Raw genomic sequence first — 18,303 nt, 5'->3', positions numbered from 1 at the left:
CTTTACTTATTGTGTGCTTTTGGGCAAAATCTCCAACGATAAACTTATACAGAGGTGATACGCTCCAAATGGCGAAAGAAGACGTTATTGAAATGCAAGGCACGGTCCTTGAAACTTTACCAAATACAATGTTCCGTGTTGAATTAGAAAATGGTCACGTAGTTGTGGCTCATATTTCTGGTAAAATGCGCAAAAACTACATCCGTATTTTAACAGGTGACAAAGTCACTGTAGAGTTAACCCCTTACGATTTAAGCAAGGGTCGCATCGTTTTCCGTGCACGTTAATTCTACCGTCTCGCCAGCATCATTGTGATGCTATAAGACGTATGTAGCAAAAAACCTAGCCTTGGCTAGGTTTTTTGCTTTTACACAGCGTTTAGGAAGCACAGCCACCCATTTAACTTATAATGACGGCTGTATCTATTCTTAACTATGCAGACACTAACTCTTGTTCAAAATCGAACTCGAGTTCATTCGCTTTGACTGTTACTTTCACATTGCCTCCATCAATGAGGGAGCCAAATAAAATTTCATTCGCCAGAGGCTTTTTAAGGTTATCTTGAATAACACGTGCCATCGGCCTAGCACCCATCGCTTTGTCATAACCGATATCAGCAATCCAATCTCTAGCTTCATTGGTAAGCTCTAAGTTCACCGACTTCTTATCAAGCTGTGCTTGCAGTTCAACAATAAACTTATCGACAACCTGTAAGATCACTTCTTTCTCTAAATGGTTAAACCAAATAATGTTATCCAGTCTGTTCCTAAATTCTGGTGTGAATACTTTATTAATCTCAATCATTGCATCATGAGAGTGGTCTTGCTGTTGGAAGCCAATCGATTTGCGAACCGTTTCCTGCACACCTGCATTTGTCGTCATAACAAAAATAACATTGCGGAAGTCAGCTTTACGACCATTATTGTCAGTTAATGTGCCGTGATCCATCACCTGCAGCAAAATGTTATAAATATCAGGGTGAGCTTTTTCAATCTCATCTAATAACACAACTGCGTGTGGATGCTTTATCACGGAGTCTGTTAACAAACCACCTTGCTCAAAACCAACATAACCTGGAGGTGCACCGATTAGACGGCTTACAGCGTGACGTTCAGAGTACTCTGACATATCGAATCGAATAAACTCAATCCCCATACATTTAGCAAGCTGTTTAGTCACTTCTGTTTTACCTACACCAGTTGGTCCTGCAAATAAGAATGAACCGATTGGCTTTTCTTCATTGGCAAGGCCTGAGCGTGATAAACGAATTGCAGAAGTCAGCGCATCGATTGATTCATCTTGACCAAACACTAGCATCTTAAGGTTTCTATCAAGATTCTTAAGCACCTCTTTGTCACTAGAAGACACATTCTGCTGAGGAATACGCGCAATTTTAGATACTATTTGTTCGATGTCTGATACACCAATTGTCTTTTTGCGTCTAGACATAGGGAGTAAACGTTGATTCGCACCCGCTTCATCAATCACATCAATTGCTTTATCAGGCAAGTGGCGTTCATTGATATATTTGGCACTCAGCTCAGCCGCTGCTTTTAACGCTTTTTGTGTATAACGAATACCATGGTGCTCTTCATAACGATCTTTTAGGCCGTATAGAATCTTTGCTGTATCAGCAACACTTGGTTCAACAACATCAATTTTTTGGAAACGACGGACTAATGCTCTGTCTTTTTCAAATATATTCTTAAATTCGGAATACGTGGTAGAGCCTAAACAGCGAAGTTTGCCGCTAGATAGCAATGGCTTAATCAAATTCGACGCATCCATCACGCCGCCAGACGCGGCACCTGCACCAATGATAGTATGAATTTCATCGATAAATAGGATAGCATTTGGCTTTGCCTGAAGCTCTTTGAGTAACGCCTTGAAGCGCTTTTCAAAGTCACCTCGATATTTTGTACCTGCTAGAAGCGCTCCCATATCTAATGAGTAAACGACAGCGTCTTCAATTACTTCAGGAACTTGATCGTTAACAATACGATAGGCCAAGCCCTCTGCGATTGCTGTTTTACCAACCCCCGCTTCACCCACTAATAAAGGGTTGTTCTTTTTACGGCGACACAATACTTGGATGGTTCTTTCTACTTCTTGATCACGTCCCACCAAAGGATCTATCTGACCAGCTTTCGCTAACACATTTAAGTTTGCAGTAAAGTTCTCTAGCTTTGTTTTTTCTTCACCTTGAGCTTCTGCACCTTCTTCATTGATATCCTCGTGCTCTTCCGGTTCAGGATCATCATCAGACTTTGAAATACCGTGGCTGATGAAATTAACTATATCTAACCGGCTGACATCCGCCTTTTTCAATAAATATACGGCTTGGCTTTCTTGCTCTGAAAAAATAGCGACTAATACGTTTACGCCGGTAACTTCGTTTCTACCAGAAGATTGGACATGAAACACTGCTCTTTGTAAAACACGTTGAAAGCCTAACGTGGGCTGAGTTTCCCTGTCTTCCTCTAATTCAGGGATTATCGGCGTTGTTTCATCAATAAATTCCGACAAATCTTTTTTCAAACTGTCAGTATCTACGCTACAAGCATTGAGCGCTTCACTTGCAGATGGGTTATCAATCAGTGCAAGTAATAAATGCTCCACCGTCATAAATTCATGACGACGAGTACGAGCTTCACGAAACGCGGTGTTAAGTGTAATTTCTAAATCTTTATTTAGCATTGGCAACCCCCAACGAGAATAAATAAGGTCATTCTTGCTCACAGCTACACAGGAGCGGATGCTCATGATCGCGAGCGTATCTGTTCACCTGCTCAGCCTTTGTATGGGCTATGTCTGCAGGATACATTCCACATACCGCTTTTCCCTCGTGATGCACTTTCAACATCACTTCAGTTGCTCTTTCGCTATCCATGTTGAAAAAAGTCGTTAACACTTCGATGACGAAATCCATCGGAGTGTAATCATCATTGTTCAAAATCACTTTGTATTTCTTAGGTGGCTGTAACTTTTGCTTCTCAAGGTCTTTAACCTCTTCCAACACACCTGAATCTTTTATCCCACTCATAATTAAATATAGTCTTGTCTTATATACTCAAGCAAACTTGAATTAAAAAATAAATAAAATGTTAAAAAACTGCACTAAAAAACTTGACTGTATGGTTATTTAAACTACATTCTAGTCCTAGTTGTTCATGATATGGACAGCTTAGCAAATTTCAAAGGTTAGATTAACTTAATTAGTCAACTTATAGAAGGATGTAGAAGTATGGCTTGCGGAAAAGTCAAATGGTTTAACAACGCCAAAGGGTTTGGTTTCATCGTAGAAGACGGCAGTGACGAAGATATCTTTGCACATTACTCGACGATTGTAATGGATGGATACAAAACGCTTAAAGCTGGTCAAGATGTAACATTCGAGCTACAGGAAGGGCCTAAGGGCTTACATGCTACTAATATTGCACCAAAAGTTGGTGAAATGGCATAGCAAATTCTAAAGGCTCTACAAGCGGGCTTCGAAAGTAGCTCGCTTCATCTCTTTTCTCTTCAAAACGCCCCTTGTAACATATTTTTCTATAACTTAAGTAAATTGCATTAGCAGCATTACGATTAGATTGGTACAATCCCTGCCGATGTCCAGGTCTGTTAGTTATTGCTATTACCTAACTTCAGTAGGAATAACTAACAAACTTGCTAATTACAAAGAGTTTAAGCTTTTTAAAAGCTAATTTTTTTGCTATCCAATCGTCAAAATAACGTTGGGTAACATAAGTTAGCAAGATTTTGCTTATTGTTGAACGGTCGAAATTGGCCCAAAACTATCTAGGAATGATGATGACATCAAAAATTATTTATACAAAAACCGACGAAGCACCAGCTTTAGCAACATATTCTTTGTTGCCAGTAATTAAAGCTTATACTAAAGCAGCTGGTGTTGAAGTAGAAACAAGAGACATTTCTTTAGCTGGTCGTGTGATCGCTAACTTCCCTGAGTTTCTTACTGAAGAGCAAAGAATTGCAGATGCACTATCTGAGCTAGGCGAACTTGCTAAGACGCCTGAAGCAAATATCATCAAATTACCTAACATCAGTGCTTCAATCCCTCAACTTAAAGCAACTATTAAAGAGCTACAAGAAAAAGGCTATGCACTTCCTGATTACCCTGAAGAGCCAAAAGATGACAAAGAAGCTGCAATCAAAGCAACTTACGACAAAATCAAAGGCAGCGCAGTAAACCCTGTACTACGTGAAGGTAACTCTGACCGTCGTGCACCTGGTTCTGTAAAAGCATATGCTCAGAAAAATCCACATTCAATGGGTGCTTGGTCTGCAGACTCTCAGTCATACGTTGCAAGCATGAGCGAAGGCGACTTCTTTGGTTCTGAGCAGTCTACTACCGTTGCTGAAGCAACCGACGTTCGTATCGAACATGTTGCAGCAGATGGAACTGTAAATGTACTTAAGCAAAGCACGCCTCTACTAGCTGGCGAAATCATCGATGCGTCTCGCATGAGTGTTAACGCACTTCGTACTTTCTTAGCAGCTGAAGTAGAAGCGGCAAAAGAGAAAGGTGTTCTGTTCTCGCTGCACATGAAAGCAACCATGATGAAGGTGTCAGATCCAATCATCTTTGGTCACGCAGTTAAAGTATTCTACAAAGAAGTATTCGAAAAACACGGTGATACTTTCGAGCAACTAGGTGTTGACGTTAACAACGGTATTGGTGACGTGTATAACAAGCTTGCTAAGCTTGATGACGCAAAACGCGCTGAAATCGAAGCAGATCTTGCAGCTGTTTATGACGTTCGTCCAAGCATTGCAATGGTTGACTCAGATCGTGGTATCACTAACCTACACGTTCCAAGTGACGTTATCATCGATGCATCTATGCCAGCGGCTATACGTACAAGCGGTCAGATGTGGAATGCAGAAGGCAAGCAACAAGACACAAGTTTTGTTATTCCAGATCGTTGTTACTCTGGTGTTTACCAAGCAACTATCGACTTCTGTAAAGAAAACGGTGCTTTTGATCCTCGTACTATGGGTACAATCCCTAACGTAGGTCTTATGGCACAAAAAGCGGAAGAATACGGTTCACACGACAAAACGTTTGAAGCCCCTTCAAATGGTGTTATCCGCGTAGTTGACCAAGCAGGTAACGTACTACTTCAGCACGATGTTGAGCAAGGCGATATCTGGCGTATGTGTCAGGTTAAAGACGCACCAATCAAAGATTGGGTGAAGCTAGCTGTTAATCGTTCACGTGCATCTAATACTCCAGCAGTATTCTGGTTAAACGAAGAGCGTGCACACGATGCTGAGCTTATCAAAAAAGTAAATGCATATTTACCTGAGCACAACACAGACGGTCTTGATATCCGCATTCTTGCGCCTGTTGAAGCGACTAAGTTCTCACTAGCACGTATGAAAGACAGCCAAGACACTATTTCAGTAACAGGTAACGTATTACGCGACTACTTAACTGACTTATTCCCAATTCTAGAGCTTGGTACAAGTGCGAAAATGCTATCTATCGTTCCACTAATGAACGGTGGTGGCCTATTCGAAACTGGTGCAGGTGGTTCAGCGCCTAAGCACGTTCAACAGTTCGAAAAAGAAAACCACTTACGTTGGGATTCTTTAGGTGAATTCTTAGCGCTAGCAGCGTCTCTTGAGCACCTAAGCCAAGTAACTAACAATCCGAAAGCACAAGTACTTGCAGATACGTTAGATGCAGCAACGGGTAAATTCCTTGATGAGAACAAGTCACCTTCTCGTAAAGTAAATGAACTAGATAACCGTGGTAGCCATTTCTATCTATCTCTTTACTGGGCACAAGCGCTTGCTGCACAAGACACAGATGCTGAGCTTAAAGCTAAATTTGAAGCGGTTGCTAAGCAACTAACTGAAAACGAAGCTGCTATCGTTGCAGAACTAAACGATGTTCAAGGTCAAGCAATGGATGTAGAAGGTTACTTCCAACCAAATGACGACAAAGCGTTTGCTGCGATGCGTCCAAGTAAATTATTTAACGATGCATTAAACCTAATCGCATAAGTTAAATTCAAGCTTTGAAAGGCAGCCCTGTGCTGCCTTTTTTCGTTTTCATGCTGAAGTATGGTGAGACTTTTGTTAGTATGCGCCCATTCATATTACCTACTTGTAAACTATGACATACAAAAATAGTAAGCGCCCTAACGCTGCTCGGAAAAAGCCAAACAACACCTCACAAAGACCATCACGAGGGGCTAAAAAACCACCAGTAAAACCTGAAGATGTCAAAATAGTTCTGTTTAACAAGCCATTCGATGTACTGTGCCAATTTACTGATGATCAACACCGTAAAACGCTTGCTGATTATATCGATGTTAAATCAGTTTATGCAGCGGGTCGCCTTGACCGAGATAGTGAAGGCTTATTGCTACTTACAAACTGTGGAAAGCTGCAACACAAACTGACTGAACCGAAAAAAAACACCAATAAAACTTACTGGGTTCAGGTTGAAGGCGCACCAGATGAGCATTCATTAAATCAGCTCAGAAAAGGCGTAGAACTCAAAGATGGCTTAACTAAGCCCGCGCAAGTTGAGGTAATAAAAGAGCCAAACGTGTGGCCGCGCACGCCACCGATCAGAGAGCGTAAAAATATTCCTACAACTTGGTTAAGTATTACTATTTCGGAAGGACGCAACCGTCAAGTTCGTCGAATGACTGCACACATAGGCCACCCAACACTCAGGTTGATCCGATACTGTATTGGCAAATATACACTTAATGGCCTAAATAACGGTCAGTATAAGGTTTTGCAGCCAAATAAAGTCTAGAGTGTGTCTTTTGAGGGCAGCCAAATGCATGCTATACTCACGGCCTTTCAAATATTACATATAGATGTACAGCGATATTATGAGCGATAACAGTAACATTAAAGTCATTGTCGGCATGTCTGGCGGCGTAGATTCTTCAGTTTCAGCTTACCTTCTAAAAGAACAAGGTTATCAAGTCGAAGGCTTGTTTATGAAAAACTGGGAAGAAGACGATAACGATGAATACTGTGCTGCTGCTGAAGATCTAAAAGATGCACAAGCTGTTTGTGAAAAACTGGGCATTGAATTGCACACAGTTAACTTTGCAGCTGAATACTGGGATAACGTATTTGAATACTTCTTAGAAGAATACCGTGCTGGGCGTACGCCTAACCCCGATATCATGTGCAACAAAGAAATTAAGTTCAAAGCGTTTTTAGAGTTTGCTGCTGAAGCATTAGGTGCAGATTACATCGCGACCGGCCACTATGTTCGCAGAGAAGAGCGTGACGGCAAGTTTGCGATGTTAAGAGGGTTAGATAATAACAAAGACCAAAGTTATTTCTTATATACATTGAGCCATGAGCACGTTGCGCAAACCCTGTTCCCAGTAGGTGAAATCGAAAAACCTGAAGTACGTCGAATTGCTGAAGAGCAAGGCCTAATTACGCATAACAAAAAAGACAGTACAGGTATTTGCTTCATTGGTGAGCGCAAGTTCAAAGATTTCTTACAAAAGTTCCTACCTGCTCAACCAGGTGTTATCGAAGACGCTGAAGGAAATCAAGTCGGTGAGCATGAAGGCTTGATGTACCATACCCTTGGCCAGAGAAAAGGCCTATTGATAGGCGGTATGAAAGAAGGCTCTGGTGAACCTTGGTACGTAGTAGATAAAGATGTAGAACGCAATGTACTTGTTGTTGGACAAGGTAAAGATCACCCTCGCCTTTACAGCAACGGCCTGAATGCAAACCAACTTCATTGGGTTGATCGTGAAGGCCCACAAGGCACGACCCGCTGTACAGTGAAAACTCGTTACAGACAAGAAGATATCCCTTGTACTTTATTAGTAGGTAAAGATGGTATGGCACGCGTGTTATTTGATGAGCCACAAAAAGCCGTAACACCCGGTCAATCTGCTGTTTTCTATTTGGATGATGCTTGCTTAGGTGGTGGTATCATTGAGTCGGTGATTAAATAATGCAACCAAAAGCCGTTATTCCTCTCGCTGCTATTTGCCAAATAGCTAAGCTTGTCCAAAAATGTGCTCGTTATGGTACCTTCAATGAAAATGAGGTACATACGTTTTTACAGAGTATATTAAATACAGCACCTCAAAATCCGGAAGACGTTTATGATGATCACTTTGCACTCAAAGGTGGTTATCAAGCGCTAGTCGCTCAACTATCAAGTGACGGTGAAAAAGATGTTGAAATAGTGAAATACGTTGGCAGCCTCTTACAATTAGAAAGAGCCTTATCATCAAATGATACTGTTTTTTCCGAGCTAGCTAAACGTATAGAACAAGTCGAAAGACAGAGATTACATTTCAATGTCTATGACGAGCAAATTCTAGGTGCACTCGCTGATATCTATACCCAAGTTATCAGCCCTGCTGGACCAAAAATCCAAGTTTTTGGTAAACCAGATTTATTACAGCAAACACATATTCAACATAAGATCCGTGCTTTGCTGTTAGCAGGTATTAGAAGTGCCGTGTTGTGGAGACAATTAGGCGGAAAACGCCGTCACTTCTTTTTCTCTAAGAAAAAGATTATCCACACAGCACAACAATTTTTTTAAAATATCGTTCAAAAAACCAATTAGTTAGGAGAAATTATGGAGCTTTCAGCGTTAACCGCTATCTCTCCAGTAGATGGTCGCTATGGTAGCAAAACCACAGAACTGAGAAGCATCTTCAGTGAGTTCGGTCTAATCAAATACCGTGTTACTGTAGAAGTTCGTTGGTTACAAGCTTTAGCAAAAGCTGACGCAATCAAAGAAGTCCCTGCATTCAGTGACGAAGCGAATGCGCTACTTGACGACATCGTGGCAAACTTCAACGAAGAAGATGCACAGCGTGTTAAAGACATCGAACGTACAACTAACCACGATGTTAAAGCAGTTGAATATTTGCTAAAAGAGAAAGTTGCGGATAATGCAGAGCTGCAAGCGGTAAATGAGTTCATTCACTTCGCTTGTACATCTGAAGACATCAATAACCTATCTCATGGTTTAATGCTTAGCGAAGCACGTGATCAAGTATTACTTCCTTACTGTGATAACCTGCTTAATGCCATCAAAGAAAAAGCGATTGAGTATAAGTCAGTACCGATGATGACGCGTACTCACGGTCAGCCAGCATCACCTTCTACTATGGGTAAAGAATTTGCAAACGTTTATGTTCGCCTGCAGCGTCAACGCGAACAAATTGCAAATGTATCACTACTAGGCAAAATCAACGGTGCTGTAGGTAACTACAATGCTCACCTAAGTGCCTACCCTGAATATGACTGGCATGCACACGCTGAATCATTTGTGACAAGTCTAGGCTTAACTTGGAATGCGTTCACGACTCAAATCGAGCCGCATGACTACATTGCAGAGCTATTTGATGCGATTGCACGTTTCAACACAATTCTATTAGACTTTGACCGTGACGTTTGGGGCTACATTGCACTAAACCACTTCAAGCAAAAAACAATTGCTGGCGAAATCGGCTCATCCACAATGCCGCACAAAGTAAACCCAATTGACTTTGAAAACTCTGAAGGTAACTTAGGTTTAGCAAATGCTATTTTTGCTCACCTTGCGCAAAAACTACCGGTATCTCGCTGGCAGCGTGACCTTACAGATTCAACCGTTTTGCGTAACCTAGGTGTTGGTATGGGTTATACTCTGATCGCATATCAAGCAACACTTAAAGGCATCAGTAAGCTAGAAGTAAATGCAGATCGCCTACTTGCAGAGCTTGACGATAACTGGGAGCTGCTCGCAGAGCCAATCCAAACGGTTATGCGTAAATATGGTATCGAAAAGCCGTATGAAAAGCTTAAAGAATTAACGCGTGGTAAGCGTGTTAATCAAGAGATCATGGCTGAATTCATTGACGGCCTAGATTTACCTGACACAGTTAAAGCTGAGATGAAACTAATGACTCCAGCTAACTATATTGGCCGTGCAGAAGCATTTATCGACGAATTAAACTAATCTATATTATTAGATTTTATTAAGCGAAAGGATAAGCGAATAGCTTGTTACTTTCGCTTTTTTTATGGAGAAAATATGTACCAGCTGTCTATTAACAATATGAGCCCTGAAACCTTTTTAAAAGCGTATTGGCAAAAAAAGCCTCTACTGATCAAGAGAGGTTTTAAAAATTTTCAAGACCCTTTGTCAGCAGAGGAGCTTGCAGGGTTAGCTATGGAAGACAGCATAGAGTCTCGACTAATCACAAATCATGACGAAAATTGGTTGGCACACCATGGACCATTTGAGAATTTTGATAAATTAACTGAAACCAATAGTACCCTGCTCGTTCAAGCTGTTGATCATTGGCACCCACAAGCAGCCCAATTACTTGAACCATTTCGTTTCATTCCAAACTGGCGCATTGATGATTTAATGATTAGCTATTCAACACCCAAAGGAGGGGTTGGACCTCATTTAGACCAATATGACGTATTCATTATTCAAGGTGAAGGTAAAAGACACTGGCGTGTTGGTATGCCAGACGAAAATTTAAAACAGTTCACCAAAGACAAAGCGTTGCTTCAAGTTGAACAATTTGAAGCAATCATCGATGAAATTCTTGAACCGGGTGATATTCTCTACATTCCACCGGGTTGCCCACACGAAGGTTACGCCGTTGAAAATGCACTAAACTACTCTGTCGGATTTAGAGCACCAGACCAAAAGGATCTGATCAGTAGTTTTGCTGACCATATCATTGACGAGGAAGCAGGAAAAAATCGCTATAATGATGCTGACCTCAACTTGAGAGAGTCCATTGGTGAAATTAATTCCGATGACAAACTCAAAATCCAAGCTATGTTAACTACATTAATAGAAAATGACTCACTGTATAGTCAATGGTTAGGCACTTATTTAAGCCAACCAAAGCATGATATGGACTTAGCTCCACTAGATGATGCATTAGTAGCAGAGTATTTAGAGGATGAAGTTGAGCCCCACGATATCGTTATTCGCTCAGGTGGTGTAAGGGCCATTTACCAAATCACCGATACAGATATTTTGCTGAGTGTTAACGGTGAAAATTACTCTCTTCCCAGAAATACACTGGAACAGGTAAAATTGTTAACAGATAACACAAATTTTTCCTTTGAACAGGTAAAACCAGCATTGATTAGCTTGGAATTTAAAGAAACGTTAACTAAGCTTATAAACGACGGGCTTTTTTACATAGAAGCTTGGTCTTAAATGCCTGACTGACAGGGCCAACCGAACAAATACAAGGTGTCATTCTCATGGCACCAACAATAATAATAGGGGTTGATTTTTCCCTTATTCGTCAGGACGTGTTCTATGATTTTTCGCAAAGAGGTAATCATGATTTATCACGTCGACAAAGTGAGTTGGAAACAAACTCAGGGACAGCTGCGCCAAATTCGTGAAAGAGTGTTCGTTTGTGAATTGCACTTACCAAAACAAGTAGAGTTCGATCAACATGACAAAACAGCCGATCATGTATTAATACGAGATGAAAACGACCAAGCTGTTGGTACTGGTAGATTGTGCAGCGATGGACTAATAAGTAGAATCGCAATTGTTAAGGACCATAGAAATAGACAAGCTTACCAATCATTGATTGGTTATCTAGCTGATCTCGCTCAACAGAAAGGGTTAGAAGACGTTTTTGTGCAGTGTATTTTGGACGAAGTCCCCACTTTTCTTAAATCGGGATTTAGTAAGCAAGGTGGCGTGTTTATGGAAGCAGGCATACCAAGACAGAGGTTAAAATGCCCTGCTTCAATGATTAACTCAGAACCGTTTACGATGCTACACTAGCCCACAGCTTGTCGTTGTTGTAAATTGCATAAATATCATGCGCCTTATTGACCAGTAAATTAGCAAAATCAACTTGTGTCTGATCTTTAACGCCCGCAGAGATAATACCATCTGCCTTTATTTGCCACTGGAATGATAAATGCCTAAGTGCGTCTCTTGCACTATTCGCAACTTTTGTTTCAACAGCATCTGTTGGTACTTGCCCTGAAACAGCCCAATATCCTTTTCCTTTTTGGTCTTCCAACCTCCAAATTGCAATTGCTGGTGGCAGTATGCGGCACTCTTTCTCAATAACTTTAGTGGTGATAATTCCTTTATCAGCTAAGTAACGCTGTGCTGCCTGTAGCTGCTCTCGTTGCCATAACTGGAGTGACTGCTGCTCTTGCGATTTTGACATAATTAAACCTGCTTACTTCTTAATTTTAAATCATCATATACCTTACCTTCACTCTATTAATTTCATTAACTAGTTGCAACAAAGAAATGGCAAAGTGTAGAGACAAATTAAAATTTGCACAATAATCATACTTTACTAGGCTAAAAATAACCCAGATGAAGAATAAGTATTATGTTTTTGTTTGTTGCCTACATTATACCTGTAGTGATATTGGTGATCGGACTACTTTTTGTGGAATCTATACTGATTACACTCATTTTGGTTGTAATGACAGTCGTCGCGATGGTGCTTCAAAATCTCGCACTTAAGCAGAATAAAGCTGAGGTAACAGATGAGTCTTCAACATCTAACACAGACAATATACAAGAACATAAAGAAGATTTGGCCTGCTTAGAGCAGTTAAGCAGCGTCATCATCCCCCAACTGATAGCACAAGTATCCAGTGCTCGAGAACAAACAAAAAGCTCGGTCGTTAATATGTCTGGAGAGTTTTCGCAGCTGGTTGCTAGCATTTCAGATACGCTAAACAGAACAGCGAATGATGGCAGTAACAGTCTGCAAGATGTGTCTGAATCAAGCAGAGAAAAGCTCAATGATGTGCTCGCCTATATTGAGCAAACCAATGATTCTCAGGCCCAAATGACAGTAACGATTAAAGATTTAGTGGACAAAAGTAATGAGCTGCAAACGATGTCTGTTGATGTATCTAAAATTGCCGAGCAGACAAACCTATTAGCGCTAAACGCATCTATTGAAGCTGCGCGTGCAGGTGAAAATGGCAGAGGCTTTGCGGTTGTTGCAGACGAAGTCAGGTCATTGGCAAACTCTAGCGGTGAAACAGGTGTGCGCATCGGTCAGCTAATAGAAAGCATTGCAAATGCCATGCGGACCTCAATGGATATGATGAATAGTGAACTAGAAAATAAACAAGCCCTCACTGATAAATATCGAACTGACATAAATAATGTCGTAGACGAATGGCTTGCTTTATCACAGCAAGTCGAAACACAAGCCTCTGAGCTACACACTTCTAATATAGAAATAAGGGAAAAGATTTCTCACATTATGATCGACTTGCAGTTCCAAGATCGGGTCGACCAGATACAAGATAGCGTGACAATTGCTTTGAACATCATGACCGAAGAGATTGACCAATTTATTCTCAATCGCAGGAAATCTCAAACAGCTAAATTCAATCACCAAAGGATCAGTAACGAACTGAAGAAAACCGCAGCAACCAACGAGCAGCGCAGCATCTTATCAAAAGGTGGCGATGACGATACGGTTGATGATTTAACTTTCTTATGAGGCCATTATGAGTAAAACCATATTAGTAGTAGATGATTCTGACTCACTCAGACAAGTCGTCAACATAGCCTTAACCGGCGCAGGCTTTAACGTCGTGGAAGCGAGAGATGGCAAAGATGCACTAACCAAGCTCAATGGTAACAAAATACATCTGATAATCAGTGATGTAAATATGCCAAATATGAATGGTATTGAGTTTGTGAAGCAAGCTAAGCAGCTTCCCCAATACAAGTTTACCCCTGTGATAATGTTAACCACAGAAAATCAGCAAAGCATGATGGAAGAGGGAAAAAAAGCGGGTGCAAAAGCATGGATGGTAAAACCATTTAAGCCTGCACAAATGCTGCAAGCGGTATCAAAACTTTTAATGATGTAGAGAGCATATATGTCGGAGTGTTTTAAATTTCCTTCTGAACTGACGATTTACGAAGTTCAAGAAACGTTCAATGAAATCAAGTCTTATATTTCGGACAAAGAGAGTGTTTCATTTGATTTTAGCGATACCACAGAAGTAGATTCTGCTGGCTTGCAACTCATTATTTGGGTTGTTTATCACAGTCAAAAAATTGGACTAAAAATCGATGCCATCTCTACAAATGAACTCATTGAAAAGCGATGTAAAAAATTAGGTGTTGGAATGTCAGCACCTCAAAATGACTAAGGGGTAGTCATGTCTATCGATTTGTCGTCTGCTATAGCCACTTTTGTTACTGAGTCAAAAGAACTCTTACAAGAAATGGAAAATGGACTCTTAGATTTAGAATCTGAGTCCTCCGAAGAGCATACCAGCGAAATTATTAACGCGCTATTTAGGGCCATTCATACAATAAAGGGCAGCGCCGGCATATTCGATTTTGAGCACGTTGTCACGCTAACCCATATCGCAGAGACCCTACTCGAAAGCGCTCGCAATGGAGAGTTACAACTAGATAAAGATTTGATTTCCCTCTATCTAGAAACCAGAGATGCAACAGAAATACTGATTACTCTTGCGGCGAGTGAGACAGAACCTGATCAAGAATTATTAAGTAAGGTTAATCATCTCGTTGGGTGCTTCTCAAAATATATTGATGCAGAATCTGGCAACCCTGATGAAGGCAATTCTGCACCAGAAGGCTCTGGGAACTTATTAGACAATCAGCGCTGGATACTCTTTTTTGTGCCGAACGAAAATGTCTTAAGGAATGGGCTCGATCCCTATTCCTTCATACATTATTTAGATTCTGAAACACAGGATCTCAAAGTAAGTACTTGGTTTGATGCTATGTTTGGACCACAGCAGTTTGATCCAGAATCTAATTACCTTTCATTCATTCTTTCATTTGATACGGATAAAACTGAAGAAGAAATAAAAGACGTATTCGAATTCATCCTCAGTGAGGCACATGTTGCTATACTGCCTCCACATGGGGACGCAGACATTTTAAAATCCAGCATTCAGAAATATCAAGACATTGATTTTGTGACAAATTCGCTTAAAGAAGCTGATCCGGCACTTACAGATATTATTGAACTACTAAGTCAAAAAAAAGAGGCCGCAAACACAGAGTCAGCAGTGGCAAGCCCTACCCCTTCCTCTGGGGCAAACACCTCAAAAATCCATAAAAGTAAAACATTGCGTGTTGAGGCGCTTAAATTAGACCGACTTATCGATCAAGTTGGTGAAATGGTTATCACTGGAGCAAGAACAAATTTGCTAGCGCATGAAACGGGCAACGAGACGTTGATCGAGGCAATGGCTCTACTTGAACGGCTTGTCGAGAACATCCGAGACAGCTCTTTAAAACTGAGAATGGTGCAGATTGGAGAAACATTCAATAAGTTTAAACGGGTCGTCAGGGACATTGCTGATGAGCTAGGCAAACAGGTCGACTTAACGATTGTCGGTGCTGAAACTGAGCTTGATAAAACCTTTGTCGAAAAAGTCAGTGACCCACTCATGCATATAGTCAGAAATGCCATAGATCATGGGATAGAGGACCCTGAAACAAGACGAGCACAGGGCAAGCCTGAACAAGGCCAATTAACACTTAAAGCCTATCATGATTCTGGCTCTATTGTCATCGAAGTCAGTGACGATGGAAAAGGCTTAGACCAAGAACGGATCCTAAAACGTGCTGTAGACAGGGGTCTAGTCAGTGCCAATCAAACGCTACAAGAAAAAGACATCAACTTACTTATCTTCGAGCCTGGCTTTTCAACAGCTGAGTCAATCACAAATATTTCTGGACGTGGTGTGGGCATGGATGTTGTCAAAAGAAATATTGACAGCTTAAGAGGCAGTGTTGAAGTTGAAAGTACACCAGGGCAAGGCTCTACGATTTTAATCAGACTCCCTCTCACCCTTTCAATCATTGATGGTTTCATGTTTGAGGTGCACAAAGAAAACTACGTGATCCCTTTGGATACCGTTGTGGAATGCTTAGAACTACATGAAGTGGTATCTGAACAAGATATACAAGACAAGAGTTATATCAATTTAAGAACCGAAGTATTGCCATTTATCCGACTTAGAACTTTATTTGGCATTGAAGAACAAATCGACCATACCAGAGAATCATTAGTAATTGTGCAATTTGGTACATTGCGCGCAGGTTTGGTCGTCGACTCACTCAAAGGTGAGTTTCAAACTGTAGTAAAACCACTAGGAAGGTTGTTCGAAGGACTCAAGTGTATTAGCGGTGCGACAATTTTAGGAAGCGGAAATGTAGCAATCATTCTAGATGTTTCTGCCCTGATAAAGTCTGCAATTTCAGTATATGAAGCGTTAGAGAAAAAGCATTAGTTAATTCCGGAGAGCTAACATGTTTAAGAACTTTACCATTCGCAACAAAATTATACTTGCGATGTTTACCATGGGGGTGTTGCTGTTAGTCATAGCAATGTCTGTTCAACTTAAAAACGGAGAGATTGAAGAGTTCGCAGTTGACGTCGGTAAAGTAGACATACCTGAAACAATCTATGCCTTAAACATGCTGGATGAATTAGGAGATATGAATAGTAATGTATTGGAATACATTGCTGGTGAGTCTGATGAAAGCGAAGACTTTAGGTCAAATTATAACGAATTTACTCGTTATCTAGAGGACTTAAAACAGTTAGGCACAGTCAACAATTCTTTACTGCGCCAGCTAGAAGAGCTGGTCAGCCGCTACGCCAACGAAAATCAAGAGTTGATTTTTGATCGTTTCGATCCTCTCCTTGAAGCCAAAGCCATTGATAAATACGATTACTTAAATAAAGAGTTTGCAATCCCTCTTGAGCAACTGCTCGACACGTTGAAAGAAGAAGAAGTTGCAGATGCGGGCAGCAGTGGTGACTTTAATGAGGTGGTGAATGACGACCTCCCTGGTGTTAGATATTATTTGGAGCTGATCGATGAGCAAGGCGACATGATGAGTTCCATGAACGCATATATGCGTGGCGCGCTCGGCGCAGATGCAGCGTTTGAAAAAGATGCCAGAACCTTTACAGGCTTTCTAGCCGACCTCAAGCCATTAGAAAGAAAGCCCGCTGAAATCAAAGCGCTTAGCGAAGTCGAACGAATGTATATGGAACTATATAATGGTGGTAAAGAGATTTTCGCCATGTACGACCCACGTGACAAAATTAAAGCGTCCAGTGATGTTGACCGTTTAGAGCACGAGGTATTCAATAAAATTGAAGACCTGCTTGAAGAAATCTCCAATGAGGCAATTAAAGAAGGTGATGAGTCTCTCAATGCCTTGGTCACCGCGGCAAGAGAAAGTATCTCTTTGGTCTGGGCATTACTTGTTGTTGCCATTGTGTTGGCCACCGCAACGGCTGCTTTTCTTATCCGTGGCATCGTTATTCCAATCAATGCCCTCGCAGAAGCAGCTGAAGATTTACGTTCGGGTGAAGGTGATTTGACGAGACGTATACCGGATTTCGGGAATGATGAAATCGGCGAAACAGCGCGCAGTTTCAATGGATTCATAGAGCGATTGCAAAATATCCTACTTGATATCCAAGAGTCGGTGGAGTCTATAGCACATAGCACTAACGAAGTTGGAACAACTTCAAGAATGCTCAGTTCTACTTCAAATCAACTTGCGGCAAGCGTAGAGGAAACCTCAGCTTCTTTAGAGCAAATGAGTTCTTCAATTTCAATGAATACAGAAAACTCAAAAGTTACCAATGACATCGCTAAACAATCAAGCAGTGAAGCCAATGATGGTGGACGTGCTGTAAAAGATACAGTTAAAGCCATGACTCAAATCGCTGAAAAAATTGGGATAATCGAAGACATTGCATACAAAACCAATTTACTGGCTTTAAACGCAGCCATTGAAGCAGCCAGAGCGGGTGAACACGGTAAAGGTTTTGCCGTGGTTGCAGATGAGGTTAGAAAATTAGCGGAACGCTCTCAAGTTGCAGCGCAAGATATCAGTACACTTGCGGATAACAGCGTGAAGATAGCCCAACACGCTGGCGGCATGTTAGACAGAATGGTGCCTAACATTGGTAAAACCGCAGATTTAGTTCAAGAAATTACGGCTGCTTCTACGGAACAAAGCACCAGTGTTGCCGAAATAAACAGAACAGTATCGCAATTGGATGAAATTGCACAACAAAATGCATCTGCGTCTGAAGAATTAGCCTCAACCGCTAAAATGGTTCAGGACCAAACCAGCGACATTCGTTCAACAGTGAACTACTTCAAACTCAGCAATGATAGGCAAATGTTGAAGTTAAGACGCTCTGTACAAGAGTCGAAATCTTCAAGCTCAATGCAAGAAGAAGGCTATACGCCATTTGATGAGTAAATGTT

At 41.1% G+C, this 18,303-nt stretch carries 17 protein-coding genes; 14 read left to right on the top strand and 3 right to left on the bottom strand.

All coding sequences use genetic code 11. The annotated features are described in order from the left end of the window. The first annotated feature begins 68 nt into the window (after positions 1-68). Positions 69-287, top strand: a complete 219-nt coding sequence (gene infA / locus S4054249_RS09395) for a translation initiation factor IF-1 (protein WP_023401681.1) — start codon at positions 69-71, stop codon at positions 285-287. Between the two features lie 145 nt (positions 288-432). Here infA and clpA read toward each other — a convergent pair whose 3' ends face one another. Then, positions 433-2,697 carry an ATP-dependent Clp protease ATP-binding subunit ClpA gene (clpA, locus tag S4054249_RS09390; RefSeq protein ID WP_046355342.1) on the bottom strand — a complete coding sequence of 755 codons (2,265 nt, stop codon included), beginning with the start codon at positions 2,695-2,697 and terminating at the stop codon, positions 433-435. 28 nt (positions 2,698-2,725) lie between these two features. After that, a complete protein-coding gene (clpS, locus tag S4054249_RS09385) occupies positions 2,726-3,043 on the bottom strand; it encodes an ATP-dependent Clp protease adapter ClpS (protein WP_039608987.1) in 318 nt (105 codons plus the stop codon). A 201-nt stretch (positions 3,044-3,244) separates the two neighbouring features. Between clpS and cspD the strand changes: the two genes are divergently transcribed. The 8 genes from cspD to S4054249_RS09345 all read left to right on the top strand — a co-directional run bounded on the left by cspD (position 3,245) and on the right by S4054249_RS09345 (position 11,806). After that, on the top strand, positions 3,245-3,463 hold the full coding sequence (cspD, locus tag S4054249_RS09380) for a cold shock domain-containing protein CspD (protein WP_023401678.1): 219 nt from the start codon (positions 3,245-3,247) through the stop codon (positions 3,461-3,463). A gap of 347 nt (positions 3,464-3,810) precedes the next feature. Beyond that, positions 3,811-6,033, top strand: coding sequence for an NADP-dependent isocitrate dehydrogenase (locus tag S4054249_RS09375; protein WP_046355343.1), 2,223 nt, complete (start codon positions 3,811-3,813; stop codon positions 6,031-6,033). Between the two features lie 112 nt (positions 6,034-6,145). Next, entirely contained in the window at positions 6,146-6,799 is a 654-nt protein-coding gene (locus S4054249_RS09370) for a pseudouridine synthase (protein ID WP_046355344.1), read from the top strand. 79 nt (positions 6,800-6,878) lie between these two features. Next, positions 6,879-7,979 carry a tRNA 2-thiouridine(34) synthase MnmA gene (gene mnmA, locus S4054249_RS09365; protein ID WP_046355345.1) on the top strand — a complete coding sequence of 367 codons (1,101 nt, stop codon included), beginning with the start codon at positions 6,879-6,881 and terminating at the stop codon, positions 7,977-7,979. Then, on the top strand, positions 7,979-8,581 hold the full coding sequence (hflD, locus tag S4054249_RS09360; RefSeq protein WP_046355346.1) for a high frequency lysogenization protein HflD: 603 nt from the start codon (positions 7,979-7,981) through the stop codon (positions 8,579-8,581). Before mnmA ends, hflD begins: the two co-directional genes overlap by 1 nt. A 36-nt stretch (positions 8,582-8,617) precedes the next feature. Further along, positions 8,618-9,988: an adenylosuccinate lyase gene (gene purB / locus S4054249_RS09355; protein WP_046355347.1), complete on the top strand. Its 1,371-nt coding sequence runs from the start codon at positions 8,618-8,620 to the stop codon at positions 9,986-9,988. Between the two features lie 75 nt (positions 9,989-10,063). Then, positions 10,064-11,218 carry a cupin domain-containing protein gene (locus tag S4054249_RS09350; RefSeq protein WP_046355348.1) on the top strand — a complete coding sequence of 385 codons (1,155 nt, stop codon included), beginning with the start codon at positions 10,064-10,066 and terminating at the stop codon, positions 11,216-11,218. A gap of 129 nt (positions 11,219-11,347) precedes the next feature. Beyond that, entirely contained in the window at positions 11,348-11,806 is a 459-nt protein-coding gene (locus S4054249_RS09345; protein ID WP_046355349.1) for a GNAT family N-acetyltransferase, read from the top strand. Here S4054249_RS09345 and S4054249_RS09340 read toward each other — a convergent pair. Further along, positions 11,790-12,203, bottom strand: coding sequence for a DUF4826 family protein (locus S4054249_RS09340; RefSeq protein WP_046355350.1), 414 nt, complete (start codon positions 12,201-12,203; stop codon positions 11,790-11,792). The two genes, S4054249_RS09345 and S4054249_RS09340, sit on opposite strands and share 17 nt — an antisense overlap. A 231-nt stretch (positions 12,204-12,434) precedes the next feature. Here S4054249_RS09340 and S4054249_RS09335 point away from each other — a divergent pair, with 231 nt between their 5' ends. The 5 genes from S4054249_RS09335 to S4054249_RS09315 are packed head-to-tail and all read left to right on the top strand — an operon-like array spanning position 12,435 to position 18,298. Further along, positions 12,435-13,511, top strand: coding sequence for a methyl-accepting chemotaxis protein (locus S4054249_RS09335; protein ID WP_230851831.1), 1,077 nt, complete (start codon positions 12,435-12,437; stop codon positions 13,509-13,511). Between the two features lie 7 nt (positions 13,512-13,518). Beyond that, positions 13,519-13,887 carry a response regulator gene (locus tag S4054249_RS09330; RefSeq protein ID WP_039608997.1) on the top strand — a complete coding sequence of 123 codons (369 nt, stop codon included), beginning with the start codon at positions 13,519-13,521 and terminating at the stop codon, positions 13,885-13,887. A gap of 9 nt (positions 13,888-13,896) precedes the next feature. Continuing rightward, complete coding sequence (locus S4054249_RS09325; RefSeq protein ID WP_039608998.1) at positions 13,897-14,172, top strand: STAS domain-containing protein; 276 nt, start codon at positions 13,897-13,899, stop codon at positions 14,170-14,172. Between the two features lie 9 nt (positions 14,173-14,181). Beyond that, the gene (locus S4054249_RS09320) at positions 14,182-16,296 is read left to right on the top strand and encodes a chemotaxis protein CheA (RefSeq protein WP_046355351.1); all 2,115 of its coding nucleotides are present in this window, start codon (positions 14,182-14,184) and stop codon (positions 16,294-16,296) included. Positions 16,297-16,315: 19 nt separating this feature from the next. Continuing rightward, complete coding sequence (locus S4054249_RS09315; protein ID WP_052960919.1) at positions 16,316-18,298, top strand: methyl-accepting chemotaxis protein; 1,983 nt, start codon at positions 16,316-16,318, stop codon at positions 18,296-18,298. The last annotated feature ends 5 nt before the right edge of the window (positions 18,299-18,303 follow it).

Source organism: Pseudoalteromonas luteoviolacea (assembly GCF_001750165.1).
Classification (GTDB): domain Bacteria; phylum Pseudomonadota; class Gammaproteobacteria; order Enterobacterales; family Alteromonadaceae; genus Pseudoalteromonas; species Pseudoalteromonas luteoviolacea_G.
The sequence above is the reverse complement of the archived record's forward strand: the minus strand, read 5'-3'. Positions and strand labels throughout refer to the sequence as shown.

Coding starts and splice junctions, on each gene's coding strand:
- S4054249_RS09375 (WP_046355343.1), top strand. CDS start 3,811: ATGACATCAAAAATTATTTATACAAAAACCGACGAAGCACCAGCTTTA.
- S4054249_RS09325 (WP_039608998.1), top strand. CDS start 13,897: ATGTCGGAGTGTTTTAAATTTCCTTCTGAACTGACGATTTACGAAGTT.
- infA (WP_023401681.1), top strand. CDS start 69: ATGGCGAAAGAAGACGTTATTGAAATGCAAGGCACGGTCCTTGAAACT.
- clpA (WP_046355342.1), bottom strand. CDS start 2,697: ATGCTAAATAAAGATTTAGAAATTACACTTAACACCGCGTTTCGTGAA.
- S4054249_RS09350 (WP_046355348.1), top strand. CDS start 10,064: ATGTACCAGCTGTCTATTAACAATATGAGCCCTGAAACCTTTTTAAAA.
- mnmA (WP_046355345.1), top strand. CDS start 6,879: ATGAGCGATAACAGTAACATTAAAGTCATTGTCGGCATGTCTGGCGGC.
- S4054249_RS09330 (WP_039608997.1), top strand. CDS start 13,519: ATGAGTAAAACCATATTAGTAGTAGATGATTCTGACTCACTCAGACAA.
- purB (WP_046355347.1), top strand. CDS start 8,618: ATGGAGCTTTCAGCGTTAACCGCTATCTCTCCAGTAGATGGTCGCTAT.
- S4054249_RS09370 (WP_046355344.1), top strand. CDS start 6,146: ATGACATACAAAAATAGTAAGCGCCCTAACGCTGCTCGGAAAAAGCCA.
- clpS (WP_039608987.1), bottom strand. CDS start 3,043: ATGAGTGGGATAAAAGATTCAGGTGTGTTGGAAGAGGTTAAAGACCTT.
- S4054249_RS09320 (WP_046355351.1), top strand. CDS start 14,182: ATGTCTATCGATTTGTCGTCTGCTATAGCCACTTTTGTTACTGAGTCA.
- S4054249_RS09345 (WP_046355349.1), top strand. CDS start 11,348: ATGATTTATCACGTCGACAAAGTGAGTTGGAAACAAACTCAGGGACAG.
- hflD (WP_046355346.1), top strand. CDS start 7,979: ATGCAACCAAAAGCCGTTATTCCTCTCGCTGCTATTTGCCAAATAGCT.
- S4054249_RS09315 (WP_052960919.1), top strand. CDS start 16,316: ATGTTTAAGAACTTTACCATTCGCAACAAAATTATACTTGCGATGTTT.
- cspD (WP_023401678.1), top strand. CDS start 3,245: ATGGCTTGCGGAAAAGTCAAATGGTTTAACAACGCCAAAGGGTTTGGT.
- S4054249_RS09340 (WP_046355350.1), bottom strand. CDS start 12,203: ATGTCAAAATCGCAAGAGCAGCAGTCACTCCAGTTATGGCAACGAGAG.